Below are 16678 nucleotides of genomic sequence, written 5' to 3' on the forward strand. Positions count from 1 at the left end.
ACTCTATTTGAGTATATGTGCGGCAAATAGTTATTCTCGATTCGAGATTATGTCAATTACGCGAGAGCGGAAGTTTCGAACCCGACAGGGCACGTTCTTCGAGGACCGCATGCCGATAACGAAAGAGCTTAGCCGGACGGCCGCCGGTTTCGCTGCTCATGCCGCCGGTTTCCTCGATCAACTCCTGTTGATCTATGAGCCGCCGGAAATTTGGTTTGTGCAGTGTCAGCCCCGCCAGCGACTCGACGGTTCGCTGCAGCTGCAGCAGTGTGAAATTTTCCGGCATCAGTTCGAAGACGACCGGTCGATATTTGATCTTGGCGCGCAGCCTTGCGATTCCAGTCGCAAGAATACGGCGATGATCCGCAAACATCGGGCGTCCGGTCGCAGGGTCGGCTTTTCCCCCAGCCTCGGCCACGATCCCAGCCTCGTAAAGCAATTCATATCGCTGCAGTGTCAGGTCTTCGTTCCAAGGGCTGCCGTCCAGCCCGAAGGCGAAATCGGTTCGGCGCTGGCGATGTTCGCGGCGGGAAGGCTCGGCGATGATCCAAGCGTGCAGACTTTCTGCGATGGACTGCAGACTATTGGGTCTTCCATTGCGATGATCTTCCCAGGGAAAATATTCGTACCAGCCATGCCAGCCGGGCTTGCCTGCACCGGGCGCGGCCTGTTCGCGGACAAGCCCAAGATAGCTGATCGAAATCGTCCTGCCGTCATCGCTCCCTGCCGATGAACGATCCCGGTCGGCGAATGTGTAGAGTTGCTCGAGATAGCCGATCGGGTGCCCGGTCTGGTCGCCAATCCATTCGCGCAAACCCGATTGCAGGCTGCGGTGCCCCAGCTCGAACGGACCAGACGGTAGCGCCTCTCCCGATTTTACCGTCATGACACGCGGAACATCGCTCGTCACGGCAGTCAGCGCGGCAATGAGCTCGATATGTGTTTGGCTATCCGGCAAACGAGGTCCTGTCTGGTCTCAAATCTATCGTCATGTCTCCTGTTTGATTTGCTATCAGAGCGGGCAGAATTTGGGAATGAATGCATTGGGGATATCTGTTGTTGTTCAGGGATGTGAGATCATAGAGCCTGACCGTGCCAGTCAATGCGACGGAGGATGAACCAGTTGAATATCCGCGTCAGATCGCGGAGCGAATTGCTGTATTTGACCCAGCCTGCGGAGGCCGGTAGACGAACCTGATCCGGCGGGCAGCAATTTAGATGCGGCCGTCGGAATGGAAATCCTTTCGATGAGGCTCCCATGACCGATCTTTTCGATGCCGCACCCCGTACCGGCTCCATGCCGCTCGCGGCGGAATTGCGTCCGACGACGCTCGACGACGTCATCGGTCAGGAGAAGGTTCTCGGCGAGGGAACGATGCTGCGTCGGCGCATCGCTGCTGGGCGGCTGGGCAGCATCATTCTCTATGGCCCGCCCGGGCTTGGAAAGACCTCGATTGCCCGCGCCATCGGCAACATGCTGGGCAAGAATTTCAGGCCGCTGCATGCGGCGCATAACAATGTCGCCGATATCCGCAAGATTGCCGACGAGGCGCGCATGCGGCCAACGCTGCTGTTCGCCGACGAGGTGCATCGGTTCAGTGCGACGCAACAGGATCATCTTCTGGCGCTCTGCGAGGAAGGGATTGCCGATTTCATCGGCGCGACGACCGGCAACCCCTATCACTCGCTGACGCCCGCTCTGATTTCCCGATCGACCATCCTGAAGCTGGAGCCCCTGGCGATCGAGGAGATGGAGGAGGTCGTGCGGCGCGGCCTCGATCATCTCGCCGGCAAAGGTATTGCGGTTGAGCTTGCCCCGGCACTGCTGCGGCGCATTGCCGGTCGCTCCGGCGGAGACGCGCGCCGTGCTCTCACCGTGCTCGAAAGCCTTGCCGTCGGCCATCCTTCGGGAAAGCCTGTGGTGATCACGGAGGAGATGGTCGATGAGGCCTATTCGGCGGCGCCGGTCAATCACGACCGCTCCGGTGACGCGCATTATGATGTGGTGTCGGCCTTCGTGAAATCCATGCGTGGCTCGGATCCGGATGCAACGCTCTACTGGCTGGCGCGGTTGGTGCATGGCGGCGAGGATCCGCGCTACATCGCCCGCCGCATCATGATCCACGCCTCGGAAGATGTCGGGCTGGCCGATAACACCGCGTTGCAGACGGCTGTTGCCGCACTTCATGCGGTGGAGAAGATCGGTTATCCGGAGGCGCAGATCGTGCTTGCGCATGCAGCCCTTCATGTGGCGCGCGCGCCGAAATCGAATTCCGCCTGCCGCGGCATTTCATTGGCGCTTGCCCATGTGGCAAGCGAGGCGCCGTCATCCGTGCCGATGCATCTGCGCGACGCGCACTACAAGGGAGCGGCGGCGCTCGGCCATGTCGGTTATGCCTTTCCGCATGACGATGGTCGCGGCTGGAGCGATCAGGTCTATGCGCCGGACGTGCCGCATGGCTCCTTCTACCAGAGCGATGCGCGCGATGCCGCAACCTTCGAGCGGCGGGCGGACGAACATTGGGAGCAGGTGACCGGCCGCGCCACGGCGCGGCGTTTCGGCGACAAACACTGATATTGGCTTAACCGATCAGCGCGGATCGACCAGACCGGCTCGCACACGGTTGACCACCGTCCAGATCAGCAGGACGCAGGCCATTGGCTGGATATGCCATGTCCAGTCGGGCAGGGTCTCGAATATGGCGACGAGCGCGCCCAGGGCTCCGAAGAGCAGGGCACGGTCGCTCTTGCCCATCGGCCCTTCGTAATTGCGGCCGTTTCCATGCGCGATGCCGAGAACGCCGGCAAATTCCGTCAGTACCGCAAGAAAGACGATGGTTGCGATCCATGGCAGGGAGAAAGGCGCAATCAGCGCGAAGGGGATGTAGAGCGCTGCGTCCGACACGACGTCGGTAATCTCGTTCAGATAGCCGCCAAGCGCGGACCTTTGGCCATGTTCGCGCGCCAGCATGCCATCGACGGCATTGAAGGCCATGCGGAGAAACATCCAGATCGGCACGAGCGCAAACAGCGCAGGCAGCGGCTCGATGATCAACAGGACGCCGATCGCAACGGAAACGAAGGAGGCGAACAGTGTCACCTGGTTGGCGGTCACCCCTATTGCTGCGAGGTGCCCAACCAGCGGGCGAAGGAGGGCCTGGAATGACGACTTCAGTTTGTAGATCGACATGAAAGCTCGAATCCGCTTGATTGCGTTCAACAAATGCAGACGCAAGTTGAAGAAATCAACTGCAAACCTGGGGCTTTCATCCGTATAGGTTACGGAACAGATGGGCGGGAGTGACAAAAGCATGATCGAAACCGCGTTTGCGAGCCATGACGGCGTCGAACTCTTCTATCGCCACTGGCCCGCTCGCTCCGGTACGACGAAGGGTGCAATCGTTCTTCTGCACCGCGGCCACGAGCATGGCGGCAGGGTCGCCCATCTTGTCGAAGAGCTTGGTCTCGACGATTTCGCCTTCTACGCCTGGGATGCGCGCGGGAATGGCCGCTCTCCCGGCGAACGCGGCCACTCGCCATCTTTTGCTCATTCGGTGCGCGATCTCGACTGCTTCGTTCGTCATATCCGCGAGACCGGCGGCTTTGCCATGGATCAGGTCGCCGTCGTGGCCCAAAGTGTCGGCGCGGTGCTCGCATCCACATGGGTGCATGATTATGCGCCTGGCATCCGCGCCCTGGTGCTGGCTTCGCCGGCATTCGACGTCAAGCTTTACGTGCCTTTCGCCCGGGAGGGCATTGCGCTGTGGCAGAAGCTGAAAGGCACGTTTTTCGTCAACTCCTACGTCAAGGCACGGTTTCTGACGCATGATGCCGAGCGCATCGCATCGTTCGAGAGCGATCCGCTGATTACCCGGCCGATTGCGTCCAATGTTCTTCTCGAGCTTTACGAGGCTGCTGACAGGGTTGTCGCGGACGCCCGCGCGATCACGGTGCCGACGCAATTGCTTATTTCCGGCAGCGATTTCGTCGTGCGCCACGCGCCGCAACATCGCTTTTTCGAAAACCTCGGCAGCACGATCAAGGAACGTCATGTGCTGCCCGGTTTCTATCACGACACGCTCGGCGAACGGGACCGGGCCAAGGCCGTGAAAAAGGTACGTTCGTTCATCACCGAACGCTTCCAGGAGGTGCCGGTCGTTGCTGATCTTCGGCAGGCTCACCTATCCGGTTACAGCCGCGACGAGGCCGACCGGCTGGCGACGCCATTGTCGATAGCCTCGCCGCGCGGATTGTATTGGGCTTTCACGCGCGCCTCGATCCGCTTCGGCGGTCTCTTTTCCGACGGTATCAAGACGGGCCTGCGGACCGGTTTCGATTCCGGTTCGACACTCGATTACATTTATGAGAACGATGCGCGGGGCCTTGGTCCAGGTGGCCGGCTGATTGACCGGCAGTTTCTCGATGCGATAGGCTGGCGCGGTATCCGGCAGCGTAAGGTGCATCTCGAAGAACTGATCGGAAGGGCGTTTGCGCGCCTGAAAGCCGAGAACAAGCCGGTACGGGTGCTCGATATCGCCGCCGGTCACGGGCGCTACATTCTCGACGCAGTAGCGGCATCCGAGGTGAAACCGGACAGCATCCGGCTGCAGGATTATTCGCCGATCAATGTCGAGAAAGGCACCGCGCTCATCGCCGAGCGTGGCCTGAGTGACATTGCGAGCTTCCATCGCGCCGATGCCTTCGATACGGCCGGCCTGACTTCGATCGAGCCCAGGCCTACGCTCGCCGTCGTTTCCGGCCTTTACGAACTGTTCCCGGATAATCACGCCATCGAAGCCTCTCTGCGCGGTCTTTCGCAGGCGCTGGAGCCGGGATCGCTGCTGCTCTATACCGGCCAGCCATGGCATCCGCAGCTTGAGATGATCGCGCGGGCGCTCACCTCTCACCGCGGCGGCGAGGCATGGATCATGCGCCGACGCACACAGCAGGAGATGGACCAGTTGGTCGCCGCTGCCGGTTTCCGCAAGATCGAGCAGCGTATCGACAAATGGGGCATTTTCACCGTGTCGCTGGCCGAGCGTATCTGAGGCCGAGATGGGGGAGGGGAATGCATCTGTTCCGGTTGGCGTGCGCGGCGCTGTGATGCGAACGGCAGCGCTGTGGCTGCTTTTCCTCGCTCCGTTTTTCTATCTCACCTATGGCGTGGCGAACTGGCTGGCTTCGCTGCGCGCCGACGTGCCGAACCTTGCCTTCGGCTGGGAAAAATACATTCCGTTCTTCGCCTGGACGATCATTCCCTATTGGTCAATCAACGCGTTTTATGCGCTGTCTCTCTTCGTCAACGATACGCCGCAGGATGTCGGCCGTCTGGCGCGCCGGTATCTGACTGCGCAGGTCGTGGCGGTTATCTGCTTCATCGCGTTTCCCCTGCAGGCGATTTTCCTGCGGCCGGAAACCGATGGCCTTCCGGGCTTCATGTTCGATGTTCTCGGCGGTTTCGACAAGCCGTTCAATCAGGCGCCGTCGCTGCATATCGCCCTTCTGGTGATCATCTGGGACCATTGGCGTTGCCGCTTGAAGGGTTTTCCGCGCACAGTCTGGCATGTCTGGTGTGTGCTGATTGGGCTTTCGGTGCTGACCACCTGGCAGCACCATGTCATCGACATTCCGACCGGAATGCTGCTCGGCCTGTTTGCGCTCTGGTTGTTTCCTGCGGACAAAGCCTCACCGCTTGCCGACTTCCGCCTCACGAAGGATCGAAAGGCGCGGCGGCTGGCGATCGTTTATGCGGTTGGCGCGACAATCTTCCTGCTGATTGCGGTGATTTCGGCGCGCAGCAATGGTGCAGGCCTGTTGTGGCTGTGGCCGAGCCTTGCTCTGGCGCTCGTTGCCATAGGTTATGCCGGAGCAGGACCGCGGGTCTTTCAAAAGCAAGGAGACGGGGTGACGAGCCTTGCGAGCCGTTATCTGCTCTGGCCCTATCGTCTCGGTGCGCGGGCGAACCGCTGGTGGTGGACGCACAGGCTTCCGGCTGCGGTCAAAGTTGGCGACGGGGTGTTCCTCGGGCGCGCTCCGGGCCGTGACGAACTTAGGGCCTATGCCTCGGTCGTCGACATGACGGCTGAATTTCCGGCGCGCCGCGCTGCCGGTCTCGTTTGGCGTGCGATACCGTCGCTCGATCTGCTGCCGCTATCGGTGGCAAGTATTCGTGATGGGGCGCTTGCTGTCGAGGACGTCCGCAGCCGTGGCCCGGTGCTCGTCTGCTGTGCACTCGGGTTTCAGCGTAGTGCGGCGGTCGTCGCATGCTGGCTCGTGCGGTCCGGTCATGCGGCTAATGCTGCTGCGGCAGCTGAGCAGATCAAGGCGCTCGGCCGTCCTGTTCATCTCAAGCCGCAAACCTATGCGGCAATCGACGAGGCGGCGCGATGAGCGACTGGAAACCAGCGACGGCAAAAGCGGTCCGGCGATTATGCTGCAACGGCATCGGTGGTGGCCTGGTCGCTCTGTTTCTGCTGGCCATCGCACCATTGACGGAGGGTTCAAACGGGTTCGGCTCGGCACTTGGCTGGTTGCTTCTGCTCGCTTTCTGCCTTGTCGCTCTCGCACTGACGGTTCATCTCCTGTTCGATGCCGCACTGTTTCGCATAGCGCTTTCGCATGATGGCGAAGAGGCGGGCCTGGCTGCGATCGATGACGTTCTGGTGCGAATGGGGCTGAGGGCGAAGCCTGCCGTTCCGGCACCCTTGTCGCAACGGTTTTTCGGATGCCGTCGGCTTATCCTGCTGCAATGGATGAGCCTTGTCGCCGGCATTGTACTTTACGGCATTCTTCTCCTCGATGCGATGAATGGAGGTCTTGCATGAGAGGCGGTGCATCCCTGCTTCAGATCGTGTCCGGTTCCTTGCTCGCCGTATTCGCGCGGGCGGTAACCGGAGTGCGTCCCATATGGGCGGGATCCGCGCCGAATGGTCGCCAGCGCATCTATTTCGCCAATCACGCCAGCCATGGCGATTTTATTCTGGTCTCGACCTGCCTGACGCCTGTCGAGCGCAGCCGGACGGCGGCCGTTGCCGGGGCGGATTACTGGGATTCGGGCCGTGTGCGCCGATTCATCTCCCGCCGGCTGCTGCGCACCGTGCTTGTCGAGCGCAACTGGGTGGAGCGAACGGCCGATCCCATGCAGGTGATGATCGATGCGCTTGGTACGGGGCAGTCGCTGATCTTCTTTCCGGAAGGCACGCGCAACATGACGGAAGAGCCGCTCTTGCGGTTTCGGTCCGGCCTCTACAATCTTGCGGCTGCCCGGCCGGATGTGGAGCTGGTGCCCTGCTGGATCGAGAACATGTCGCGCGTCCTGCCCAAGGGCGCGCTTCTGCCGATCCCGCTTCTCTGCCGGGTCGTTTTCGGCGAGCCGGTGAGGCTCGACGAAGGCGAAGACCGCAAGACCTTTCTCGACCGCGCCCGGCAAGCCCTTCTTGCGCTTGCGCCCCAAAGGGATGGAGACAGCCGATGAGCGATGACACGACGCGCCTTTTTATCGGTCTGGTCGGCGTGCTTTTAACGGCAAGCGTGATTGCGGGCGTGCTCTCCTGGCGCAGCCCGAAGCCGTTGCCGCCGACGCTCGACAATCTCAATGCACGGATCAAGGCGTGGTGGATCATGGTGGCGGGCATCAGCTTCGCCTTCCTGTTCGGCACAGGCGGGGTGATCCTGCTTTTCGCCTTCGTGTCCTTTGCCGCGCTGCGGGAATATGTGACGCTGACCAATACGCGCCATGCGGACCGCTGGACGCTGCTCGGCATGTTCCTGATCGTCAACCCGGTGCAGTATTATCTGATATGGATCGACTGGTACGGGCTCTATTCGATTTTCATTCCGGTCTACTGCTTCCTGGCCATGCCGGCGCTGACGGCAATGCGCGGCGACACGTCCCGTTTCCTCGAGCGGGTCAGCGAGCAGCAATGGGGCATCATGCTATCCGTCTACTGCATCAGCCATGTGCCGGCGCTGGTGACCTTGCCCATTCCGGGTAATGAAGGGCGGGGGCTGCTGCTGATCGCCTTCCTGATCGCGACAGTGCAGGGCAGCGATGTGCTGCAATATGTCTTCGGCAAGCTTTTCGGTCGTCACAAGGTTGCTCCCAGCATCTCGCCGTCCAAGACCTGGGAGGGACTGATCGGCGGGATCGCCAGTGCCTCGCTTATGGGCGCAGGGCTTTACTGGCTTACTCCCTTCTCGCCTATTGAAGCGGGAGTGCTGGCAGTACTTTCCTGCGTCATGGGCTTTTTCGGCGGCCTTGTTGCTTCCGCCATCAAGCGGGATCGTGGCGTCAAGGACTGGGGCCACATGATCGAAGGCCATGGCGGCATGCTGGACCGGGCCGACAGCCTGGTTTTTGCAGCGCCCGTCTTTTTCCATATTGTCCGCTATGCCTGGACATAGCGCTGGATCCGTCTAACTGGCGCAAACCGTGATCGTTATATTGCCGAGTCGGTGACAAAGCTGGCCATTGTCCAGGAGGGAGAGCGTGAAACCAGTGAGCAAGAAGCTCGGCTTGGTTCTCGCAAGCCCTGATACAATCTCCTGATACACGCAGTCACGTTGGCGCGCAGGACGAGATATTTCGTGTTTCGATATCTTTGGATCATTCTTCTGCCACATGCGTTAGTAATCGCTGTGTGTCATCCGCACCCGAACGGATGAACATAATATTACAAGGAGTACAGGGATGAAAAAGACAATTGCCGTGGCCCTCGCAGCCCTCCCGGTCGCATTCGTTGCAACGGCCGCATCCGCAGCCGACGTCATCAGCCGGCGCGACAGCGTGCCGACCTATCAGGAAAATGATCAGCGCGGCGGTGTTCGCATCGGTTACCTGGATTGCTCGATCGGCGGCGGTGTTGGCTACGTTCTCGGTTCCGCCAAGGAAGCAGACTGCGTCTTCAAGTCGACCATGGGCAGCGAGCCGCTTGACCGCTATACCGGCGTCGTTCGCAAGATGGGTGTCGATCTGGGCTTCACGACCCGCAGCCGTTTGATCTGGGCGGTCTTCGCGCCGACCGCAGGCTACCACCACGGTTCGCTCGGCGGCCTTTATCAGGGCGCAACGGCAGAAGCCACGGTTGGTGCCGGCATCGGCGCAAACATCCTGGTCGGCGGCACGTCCGGATCGATCCACCTGCAGACGGTAAGTGTGACCGGCCAGCTCGGCCTCAACCTTGCTGCCACCGGCACGTCGGTAACGCTGTCGCCTGCAGCAATGTAATCTGATCAATCGGCCTGCCTCGTAATTTCCTGAAGGCAGGCCGAATCTATTATGTGCGACGATTGGTGCGTTGATCGGTTTTTTTGGGGTTTACCTCCGGTCAAAGCGACGCAGCGGCACGCGCTGCCTGATCATAGTGACCGGAAAGCGCGCGTAGCCTTGCGGCCACTTGAGACAGGCTGTCTATCGCAACCTCCGTCGACAGCACCGACTTGACGAGCAGGCTCTCGCGGGTCGCCTTGTAGCGGGCGCAGGCATCGGCACCGGCTTCGGTGACCATTACCAGCTTTTCCTTGCCGCGACGGCCAGACTTGATCAGCTTCATCCGCTCCAGCTTTTTCAGCGCGTAGGTAACCACATGCGTGTCCTCGATATTGAGGACGAGGGCGATGTCGGCGAGAGTTTTCGGCTTGTTGCGGCTGTTGATGTTGTGCAGGACGAGGATATCGACCGGCGACAGATCCGGCACGCCGGCTGCTGCCATGCAGCGGACCATCCAGCGGCTGAAGGCGTGGTTGAGCATGACGAGGCCGAACTCGATCTCGGAGAGTGCGGGCAGCGCGCCGCTTGCCAGATGTTCCGAGGATACGATGGGGCCGAGGCTATGCTCCGCCAGAGGCTGCTTTTCCTGTGACATGATCCCTCCTCTCCCGCGAAGGAAAGGCGCCACGGCATGGTCGCCGCAGCGCCATCCGATTATTTCTTGTATGCGTCGAGAATGGCCTGGCCGTCGGCTCCGGCCTTCTTTGACCAGTCTTCCGTCAGCTTGGCGCCGACTTCCGACAGGCCAGTCTTCAGTTCGGCGCTCGGCTCAAGGACCTGCATGCCGTTCTTCTTGAGCGTGTCCATATAAGACTTTGTCCTCTCGGCGGCGAGCGCCCAGCCACGGGTTTCGGCCGCCGCCGCCGCATCGGTCACGGCCTTCTGCGTGGCGGGATCGAGTGCCGCAAAGGCGGCTTTGTTGACGAAGATGGCGTTCTTCGGGATCCAGGCCTGCGTGTCGTAATAGTGGGTGAGCGATTCCCAGATCTTCGAATCGACACCGGTCGCCGATGAGGTCATCAGACCGTCGACCACGCCGGTGGCCAGTGCCTGCGGCAGTTCGGCGGCCTGGACGGTGACCGGCTGCGCGCCGACGATTTCAGCAATGCGCGACGTGCCGACATTATAGGCGCGCCATTTGAGGCCCTTGAGGTCGGCAACGGAATTGACGTCCTTCTTGGTGAAGATGCCCTGCGGCGGCCACGGTGTGGTGTAGAGAAGCTTCAGACCCTGCTTGTCGAGCGCCTGTTCGATAGCCGGCTTGGAAGCGTCGTAAAGCTTCTTCGACTGATCGAAGCTGGTTGCCAGGAAGGGCACGACATCGAGGCCGAAGACGGGGTTTTCGTTTTCATGCAGCGACAGCAGAACTTCGCCGACCTGCGCCTGGCCGGTCTGGACGGCGCGCTTGATATCCGGTGCCTTAAACAGCGAGGCGTTCGGATGGACGGTTATCTTCAACTCGCCCTTGGTCGCCTCGTCGATATCCTTGGCGAACTGGTTGAGGTTCTCGACATGGTAGTTTGCCGGCGGGTAGGCCGACGGCAGGACCCAATTGGCTGCGAAGGACGGTGCGGTGGTGGCGAGAAGGGCGGCAGCAGCGAGGCCCCATCGCGCAAATCTTGCAGTTACGTTCATCTTGTCAGTTCCCTCTCTTGTTATCCCGGAAACGCCATTTGCGGCAGAACCATCACGATTTCCGGGAAGACCGTGATGATGGCGACTGTCGCCACGAGCAGGAAGAAGAACGGTAACGAAGCCTTCGCTACCGTCAGGCTGTCACGGCCGCTCATCGTCTGGAGCACGAAGAGATTGAAGCCGACAGGCGGCGAGACCTCGGCCATTTCAACGATCAGCACGAGGAAGATGCCGAACCAGACAAGATCGAAACCGGCCTGCTGGATCATCGGCAAGACGACGACGGTGGTCAATACGATCATCGAAAGACCGTCGAGCGCCGCACCCAACAGGATGTACATGACCGTCAGGACGGCGATCAGCGCGAAGGGGCTGAGGTTGAAGCTGTCGACCCAGGCGGCCAGCGCGTTCGGAATGCCGGTATAACCCATGGCGATCGACATGAAGCCGGCGCCGGTGAGGATCAGCATGATCATGCAGGTCAGCCGGGTTGCGCCCATGACGCTGTCCCAGAAGGATTTCCAGGTCAGTGACCTCGACCATGCGGCAATACCGAGCGAGCCGAGTACGCCCCATGCAGCGCATTCCGTTGCCGTCGCCCAGCCGAGCAGCAGCGTTGCGAAGACGAGGATGATCAGCAGCGTGACCGGGATGAGGTTGGCCGATTCCTTCAGCTTTTCCTTGAAGCTCATCTTCGGCGGGGCAGGCGGCGTCTTGTCCGGGTTGAGCAGCGACCAGACGGCGATATAGCCGCAATAGAGGACCATCACGATCAGGCTCGGCAGGAAGCCGGCGAGAAAAATCTGGATGATCGAGACGTTGGCGGCCACCGCATAGACGACCATGGTGATCGACGGCGGGATGAGGATGCCGAGCGTGCCGGCGCCGGCAAGCGAGCCGAGGCTGACCATTTCGTCATAACCGCGCTTCTTCAGTTCCGGCAGGGCGATCTTGGCGATCATCGCCGTTGTTGCCGCCGATGATCCGGAAATCGAGCCGAACAGGCCGCAGCCGAGCACGTTGACATGCATGAGCCGGCCCGGAAGCCAGCCGAGCCAGGGGGCGAGGCCGCGGAACATCTCTTCTGAAAGTTTTGTCCGAAACAGGATTTCGCCCATCCAGACGAAAAGCGGCAGCGCTGCGAGCGACCACGACGCGCCATTGCTCCAGGAATTGGTGGCAAGCACGGCGCCGATCGGGATGCCGGGCATGAACAGCATGGCGATGAAGCCGCAGATCAGCAGCGAGAAGCCGATCCACACGCCGCTTGCCAGAAGTGCGAGAAGGGCAACCAGAATGATGCCGGAAATTTCGACGAGTTCGACTGTGCCCATGAGATCAGGCCCCGCTCTGGATGGCGCGTTCGATGGCTTCTTCCGGTGTGTCCGGCGCGGGTTTTTCGTAACGGGGCAGGCCGCCGAACAGCACATGCACAAGCTCGTCGACCATGGCGACGGCAAGAATGATCAGACCGCCGGAAAAGCCGATCTGCGGGATCCATAAAGGCATGGCGATCACGCCCTGGGCTAGGTCGTTAAACGCCCATGAGGTGCGGTTCATGTCAAACGCATACCAGGCGAAATAGACCGCAGCAGCAGACCCGATCAGCAGGGCCACGACCTCGAAGAGCTGGCGGGTGGGTCCGGTCATCCGCTCGATCAGCAGGCCGACGCGGATCATTTCTCCTGAACGAAAAGTATGCGCCAGGCCGAGAAAGGCGGAAGCCGCCATCGCCCAGGAGGCGAAGTCGTCACCGGCCGGGACGTCGATGCCCAAGGGGCGGCCGGCGGAAAGCGCCAGCATGATGACGAAGATCGAGATGAGGAAAAGCCCGGCCAGCCAGCCGGAGACGAGATACAACCCATCCAGCCCCTTGCGGAGCCATTCGGGGAATATGCTGTGGTGCGGATCAGCGGCGGACATGACGTGTCCTCCGCTCGAAAATGCGGAAATCGCTCATGTGGCTTCCCCTCGGTTGCCGTTGAAGGCAAGGCTCTTTGCGGCCCTTTGCCTGTTCGATAGGCATGATGCAGCATTGTGCATTTTCCTGTCAACTAATCATTGACGTTTTATCGACGAACTGTTTTCGTTGGGTCAGATCGAGCTTCCAAGGGGGACAGCATGGCTGGCAACGCAACCGGCAGTAAGTGGGATTTCTGGGTCGATCGAGGCGGTACATTCACCGATATCGTCGGTCGCAAACCGGACGGAACCCTCGTTGCGCACAAGGTTCTCTCGGAAAATCCGGAGGCTTACCGGGATGCGGCGGTGCAGGGCATTCGCGAGCTTCTGGGTGTCTCCACCGGAGAGCCGATCCCCTCAGGATTGATAGGCGCGGTAAAAATGGGCACGACGGTCGCCACCAATGCGCTTCTGGAGCGCAAGGGCGAAAAGACGCTGCTCGTCACCACACACGGTTTCCGCGATGCGCTGGCGATCGGTTATCAGGCCCGTGCCGACATCTTTGCCAAAAGGATCATCAAGCCCGAATTGCTTTACAGCGCCGTCGTCGAAGTCGGCGAGCGTGTCCGTGCTGATGGCCAGGTCGAGGCGGTGCCGGATGAAGCAACCGTCCGCACCGACCTGCAGGCGCAGTTCGATGCCGGTTACCGCGCCATCGCCATCGTCTTCATGCATGCCTATCGGTATCCGGCTCACGAGCAGCTTGTCTCGCGTATTGCCGGCGAGATCGGCTTTACCCAGATTTCCGTCAGCAACCAAGTCTCACCGCTGATCAAGCTTGTCGGCCGCGGTGATACGACGGTGGTCGATGCCTATCTGTCGCCGATCCTGCGCCGTTACGTCGAGCAGGTGGCGGAAGAACTCGGGGCGGATGCGAACGGGTCGGGTGACGATGGCCCGCAACTGATGTTCATGCAGTCTTCCGGCGGCCTCACCGCCGCACGGCTGTTTCAGGGCAAGGATGCGATCCTTTCCGGTCCCGCCGGCGGTGTGGTTGGCGCGGTGGAGACATCACGGCTTGCCGGGTTCGACAAGATGGTCGGCTTCGACATGGGCGGAACGTCGACAGACGTTTCCCACTATGACGGAGAACTCGAACGCTCCTTCGAGACGGAGGTCGCAGGCGTGCGCATGCGCGCGCCGATGATGTCGATCCACACTGTTGCTGCCGGTGGTGGCTCGATCCTGCATTTCGAGAATGGCCGTTTTCGCGCCGGCCCGGATTCCGCCGGCGCCAATCCCGGACCGAAGGCCTACCGCCGCGGCGGGCCGCTCACCGTCACCGACGCAAACGTGATGCTCGGCAAGCTCTCTCCCGATCTTTTCCCGAAAATCTTCGGTCCCAACCGTGACCAGCCGCTCGATGCAGCGGCCGTCCGCAAGGCTTTCGAGGAGATGGCCGAGGTGGTCGGCGATGGCCGCTCGCCCGAACAGGTGGCCGACGGTTTTCTCGCCATTGCGGTGGAAAACATGGCGAATGCGGTGAAGAAGATTAGCGTTCAGCGCGGTTATGATGTCACGCATTATGCGCTGACCTGCTTCGGCGGTGCCGGCGGTCAGCATGCCTGCCTGACGGCCGATGCGCTTGGCATTTCGACCGTGTTGATCCATCCGTTTTCCGGCATTCTGTCGGCCTATGGCATGGGGCTTGCCGATATCCGCGCCACCCGCCAGCGCACGATCTCTGAAGGTCTTGCGGCGGCACTTGCATCGCTGGGCCCGGTTCGTGATGAGCTGACGGCGGCCGTGCTTGGCGAAATGAAGAGTCAGGGCGTGGCGGAGACGGATATCGAAGTCCTGCATCGCGCCCATCTGCGGTATCAGGGCACGGATACGACCCTGTCCATCGCTGTTTCCGATGCCGCCGAGATGACTGCCGCTTTCGAGACGGCGCATAGGAAGCAGTTCGGTTTCATCTTCGAGAATCGCGAGATCATTTTCGAAGCCTATGAAGTCGAGGCGATCGGCGGCGGGGCGGATAGTTCAGAGCCGGAATTCGCGCTGGAGACTCCAGCGCCAACATCCACGGAAGCGACGAAATTCTTCTCCGGCGGAGCCTGGCGCGATGCTCCCATCTATCGCCGTGCCGACATTTCACCTGGTGCCCGAGCCAATGGCCCCTGCCTGATCGTCGAACCGCATCAGACGATCGTCGTCGAGGATGGCTGGGCTTTCGAGATCACAAAACTCAACCATGTGGTGCTGAAACGCGTCGCGGAGCTTTCCCGTGCAAAGGCGGTCGGCACTCAGGCCGATCCGGTCCTGCTCGAGGTCTTCAACAACCTGTTCATGTCGATTGCCGAGCAGATGGGCGTGACGCTGCAGAACACGGCGTCTTCGGTCAATATTAAGGAACGGCTGGACTTCTCCTGCGCGGTGTTCGACGAAAACGGTGCGCTTGTCGCCAATGCTCCGCATATGCCGGTGCATCTCGGCTCGATGGACCGTTCTGTCGAAAGCATCATCGCGCAGAACAAGGGCAGGATCCGTCCCGGCGACGTGTTCGCGCTCAACGCGCCCTATAATGGCGGGACGCATCTGCCGGATATCACGGTGGTCACGCCGGTTTTCGATGAGGCAGCTGAAAAAATCCTGTTCTACGTTGCCTCGCGCGGTCACCATGCTGATGTCGGCGGTACGGCTCCCGGCTCGATGACGCCGCTTGCGACGACGGTCGATGAGGAAGGCGTGTTGTTCGACAACGTCCTGCTTGTCGATCGCGGCAGGTTCGACGAGGCGGGCATCACGAAGCTGCTTTCCGATCACCCCTATCCGGCCCGCAACGTTGCCCAGAACGTTGCCGACCTTCGCGCCCAGATCGCCGCCAACGAAAAGGGCGTGCACGAGATGCGCAAGATGATCGCGCAATTCGGCCTGGATGTGGTTCAGGCCTATATGGGCCATGTGCAGGATAACGCGGAAGAGAGCGTTCGCCGGGTTCTGGAAAAGCTCGGCGATGCCGAATTCTCCTATGCGACCGACCAGGGCAGTACGATCAGGGTGAAGATCACCGTCGATAGAGCGAAGCGCGAGGCGACCGTCGATTTCACCGGAACCAGCGAGCAGAAAAAGAACAATTTCAACGCGCCCGAGCCCGTGACACGGGCGGCGGTTCTCTATGTCTTCCGCGTCATGGTGGAAAGCTCGATCCCGATGAATGCCGGCTGCCTGAAGCCGATCAGGATCATCGTGCCGGATGGCTCGATGCTCAAGCCGCAATATCCGGCAGCGGTCGTTGCGGGTAATGTGGAGACCTCGCAGCATGTCACCAACGCGCTGTTCGGCGCCTTGGGCGCGATTGCTGCCAGCCAGGGAACGATGAACAATCTCACTTTCGGCAACGCCACCTACCAGTATTACGAAACCCTGTGCTCCGGCTCGCCCGCAGGCCGGTTCAACGACGGCACCGGTTTTGCCGGTACGGATGCGGTGCATGTTCACATGACCAATTCCCGCCTGACCGACCCGGAAATTCTCGAGACGCGTTATCCGGTGCTGCTGGAAGATTTTCATATCCGTGAAACATCCGGCGGCAGGGGTGCGTTTTCGGCCGGTGACGGCACGAAGCGGACGATCCGCTTTCTCGAAAAGATGGATTGCGCCATTCTCTCGTCACATCGCACGATCCGGCCGCATGGGCTTGCCGGTGGCGGAGAGGGCGAACTCGGCCTCACCACCGTGCGCCGTCTCGACGGCTCGGTGGAAGAACTTGCCGGCTGCGCCCAGACGCTGATCGAGGCGGGCGAAGCCGTCACGGTCGTGACGCCGACGGCGGGAGGTTATATGGCGGCGGAATAGGAATGGCGAGCTGAG

Annotated in this window: 14 protein-coding genes; 8 read left to right on the forward strand and 6 right to left on the reverse strand. The window is 60.9% G+C overall.

Annotated elements, in window-relative coordinates; translation table 11 throughout:
• Positions 1-52: 52 nt before the first annotated feature.
• Positions 53-958: an NrtR DNA-binding winged helix domain-containing protein gene (locus MRBLMR1_RS27450; RefSeq protein ID WP_148144530.1), complete on the reverse strand. Its 906-nt coding sequence runs from the start codon at positions 956-958 to the stop codon at positions 53-55.
• A gap of 300 nt (positions 959-1258) precedes the next feature.
• Between MRBLMR1_RS27450 and MRBLMR1_RS27455 the strand changes: the two genes are divergently transcribed.
• Positions 1259-2575, forward strand: a complete 1317-nt coding sequence (locus MRBLMR1_RS27455) for a replication-associated recombination protein A (protein WP_148144531.1) — start codon at positions 1259-1261, stop codon at positions 2573-2575.
• A gap of 15 nt (positions 2576-2590) precedes the next feature.
• Here MRBLMR1_RS27455 and MRBLMR1_RS27460 read toward each other — a convergent pair whose 3' ends face one another.
• The gene (locus MRBLMR1_RS27460) at positions 2591-3190 is read right to left on the reverse strand and encodes a CDP-alcohol phosphatidyltransferase family protein (RefSeq protein WP_148144532.1); all 600 of its coding nucleotides are present in this window, start codon (positions 3188-3190) and stop codon (positions 2591-2593) included.
• Between the two features lie 121 nt (positions 3191-3311).
• Between MRBLMR1_RS27460 and MRBLMR1_RS27465 the strand changes: the two genes are divergently transcribed.
• The 6 genes from MRBLMR1_RS27465 to MRBLMR1_RS27490 all read left to right on the forward strand — a co-directional run bounded on the left by MRBLMR1_RS27465 (position 3312) and on the right by MRBLMR1_RS27490 (position 9226).
• On the forward strand, positions 3312-5048 hold the full coding sequence (locus MRBLMR1_RS27465) for a bifunctional alpha/beta hydrolase/class I SAM-dependent methyltransferase (protein ID WP_500066986.1): 1737 nt from the start codon (positions 3312-3314) through the stop codon (positions 5046-5048).
• Positions 5049-5055: 7 nt separating this feature from the next.
• The gene (locus MRBLMR1_RS27470; protein ID WP_500066987.1) at positions 5056-6390 is read left to right on the forward strand and encodes a phosphatase PAP2/dual specificity phosphatase family protein; all 1335 of its coding nucleotides are present in this window, start codon (positions 5056-5058) and stop codon (positions 6388-6390) included.
• Positions 6387-6824, forward strand: a complete 438-nt coding sequence (locus tag MRBLMR1_RS27475) for a hypothetical protein (protein ID WP_500066988.1) — start codon at positions 6387-6389, stop codon at positions 6822-6824. The genes MRBLMR1_RS27470 and MRBLMR1_RS27475 overlap by 4 nt, the downstream gene beginning before the upstream one ends.
• On the forward strand, positions 6821-7474 hold the full coding sequence (locus tag MRBLMR1_RS27480) for a lysophospholipid acyltransferase family protein (RefSeq protein WP_500066989.1): 654 nt from the start codon (positions 6821-6823) through the stop codon (positions 7472-7474). The genes MRBLMR1_RS27475 and MRBLMR1_RS27480 overlap by 4 nt, the downstream gene beginning before the upstream one ends.
• Positions 7471-8403: a phosphatidate cytidylyltransferase gene (locus MRBLMR1_RS27485; protein WP_148144537.1), complete on the forward strand. Its 933-nt coding sequence runs from the start codon at positions 7471-7473 to the stop codon at positions 8401-8403. The genes MRBLMR1_RS27480 and MRBLMR1_RS27485 overlap by 4 nt, the downstream gene beginning before the upstream one ends.
• Before the next feature lie 286 nt (positions 8404-8689).
• Positions 8690-9226 (forward strand): DUF992 domain-containing protein, encoded by a 537-nt coding sequence (locus tag MRBLMR1_RS27490; protein WP_148144538.1) that lies wholly within the window; start codon positions 8690-8692, stop codon positions 9224-9226.
• Between the two features lie 100 nt (positions 9227-9326).
• Here MRBLMR1_RS27490 and MRBLMR1_RS27495 read toward each other — a convergent pair whose 3' ends face one another.
• The 4 genes from MRBLMR1_RS27495 to MRBLMR1_RS27510 are packed head-to-tail and all read right to left on the reverse strand — an operon-like array spanning position 9327 to position 12826.
• Positions 9327-9863 carry a winged helix DNA-binding protein gene (locus tag MRBLMR1_RS27495; RefSeq protein WP_148144539.1) on the reverse strand — a complete coding sequence of 179 codons (537 nt, stop codon included), beginning with the start codon at positions 9861-9863 and terminating at the stop codon, positions 9327-9329.
• 59 nt (positions 9864-9922) lie between these two features.
• On the reverse strand, positions 9923-10903 hold the full coding sequence (locus MRBLMR1_RS27500; RefSeq protein WP_148144540.1) for a TRAP transporter substrate-binding protein: 981 nt from the start codon (positions 10901-10903) through the stop codon (positions 9923-9925).
• A gap of 20 nt (positions 10904-10923) precedes the next feature.
• A complete protein-coding gene (locus tag MRBLMR1_RS27505; protein WP_183685430.1) occupies positions 10924-12237 on the reverse strand; it encodes a TRAP transporter large permease in 1314 nt (437 codons plus the stop codon).
• Positions 12238-12241: 4 nt separating this feature from the next.
• Positions 12242-12826, reverse strand: a complete 585-nt coding sequence (locus MRBLMR1_RS27510; RefSeq protein WP_500066990.1) for a TRAP transporter small permease — start codon at positions 12824-12826, stop codon at positions 12242-12244.
• Positions 12827-13024: 198 nt separating this feature from the next.
• On the opposite strand from MRBLMR1_RS27510, the gene MRBLMR1_RS27515 reads away from it, so the two are divergent.
• On the forward strand, positions 13025-16663 hold the full coding sequence (locus MRBLMR1_RS27515) for a hydantoinase B/oxoprolinase family protein (protein WP_500066991.1): 3639 nt from the start codon (positions 13025-13027) through the stop codon (positions 16661-16663).
• Positions 16664-16678 lie beyond the last annotated feature (15 nt).

The sequence above is a fragment of the Neorhizobium sp. LMR1-1-1.1 genome (genome assembly GCF_040675795.1).
GTDB lineage: Bacteria > Pseudomonadota > Alphaproteobacteria > Rhizobiales > Rhizobiaceae > Neorhizobium > Neorhizobium cellulosilyticum.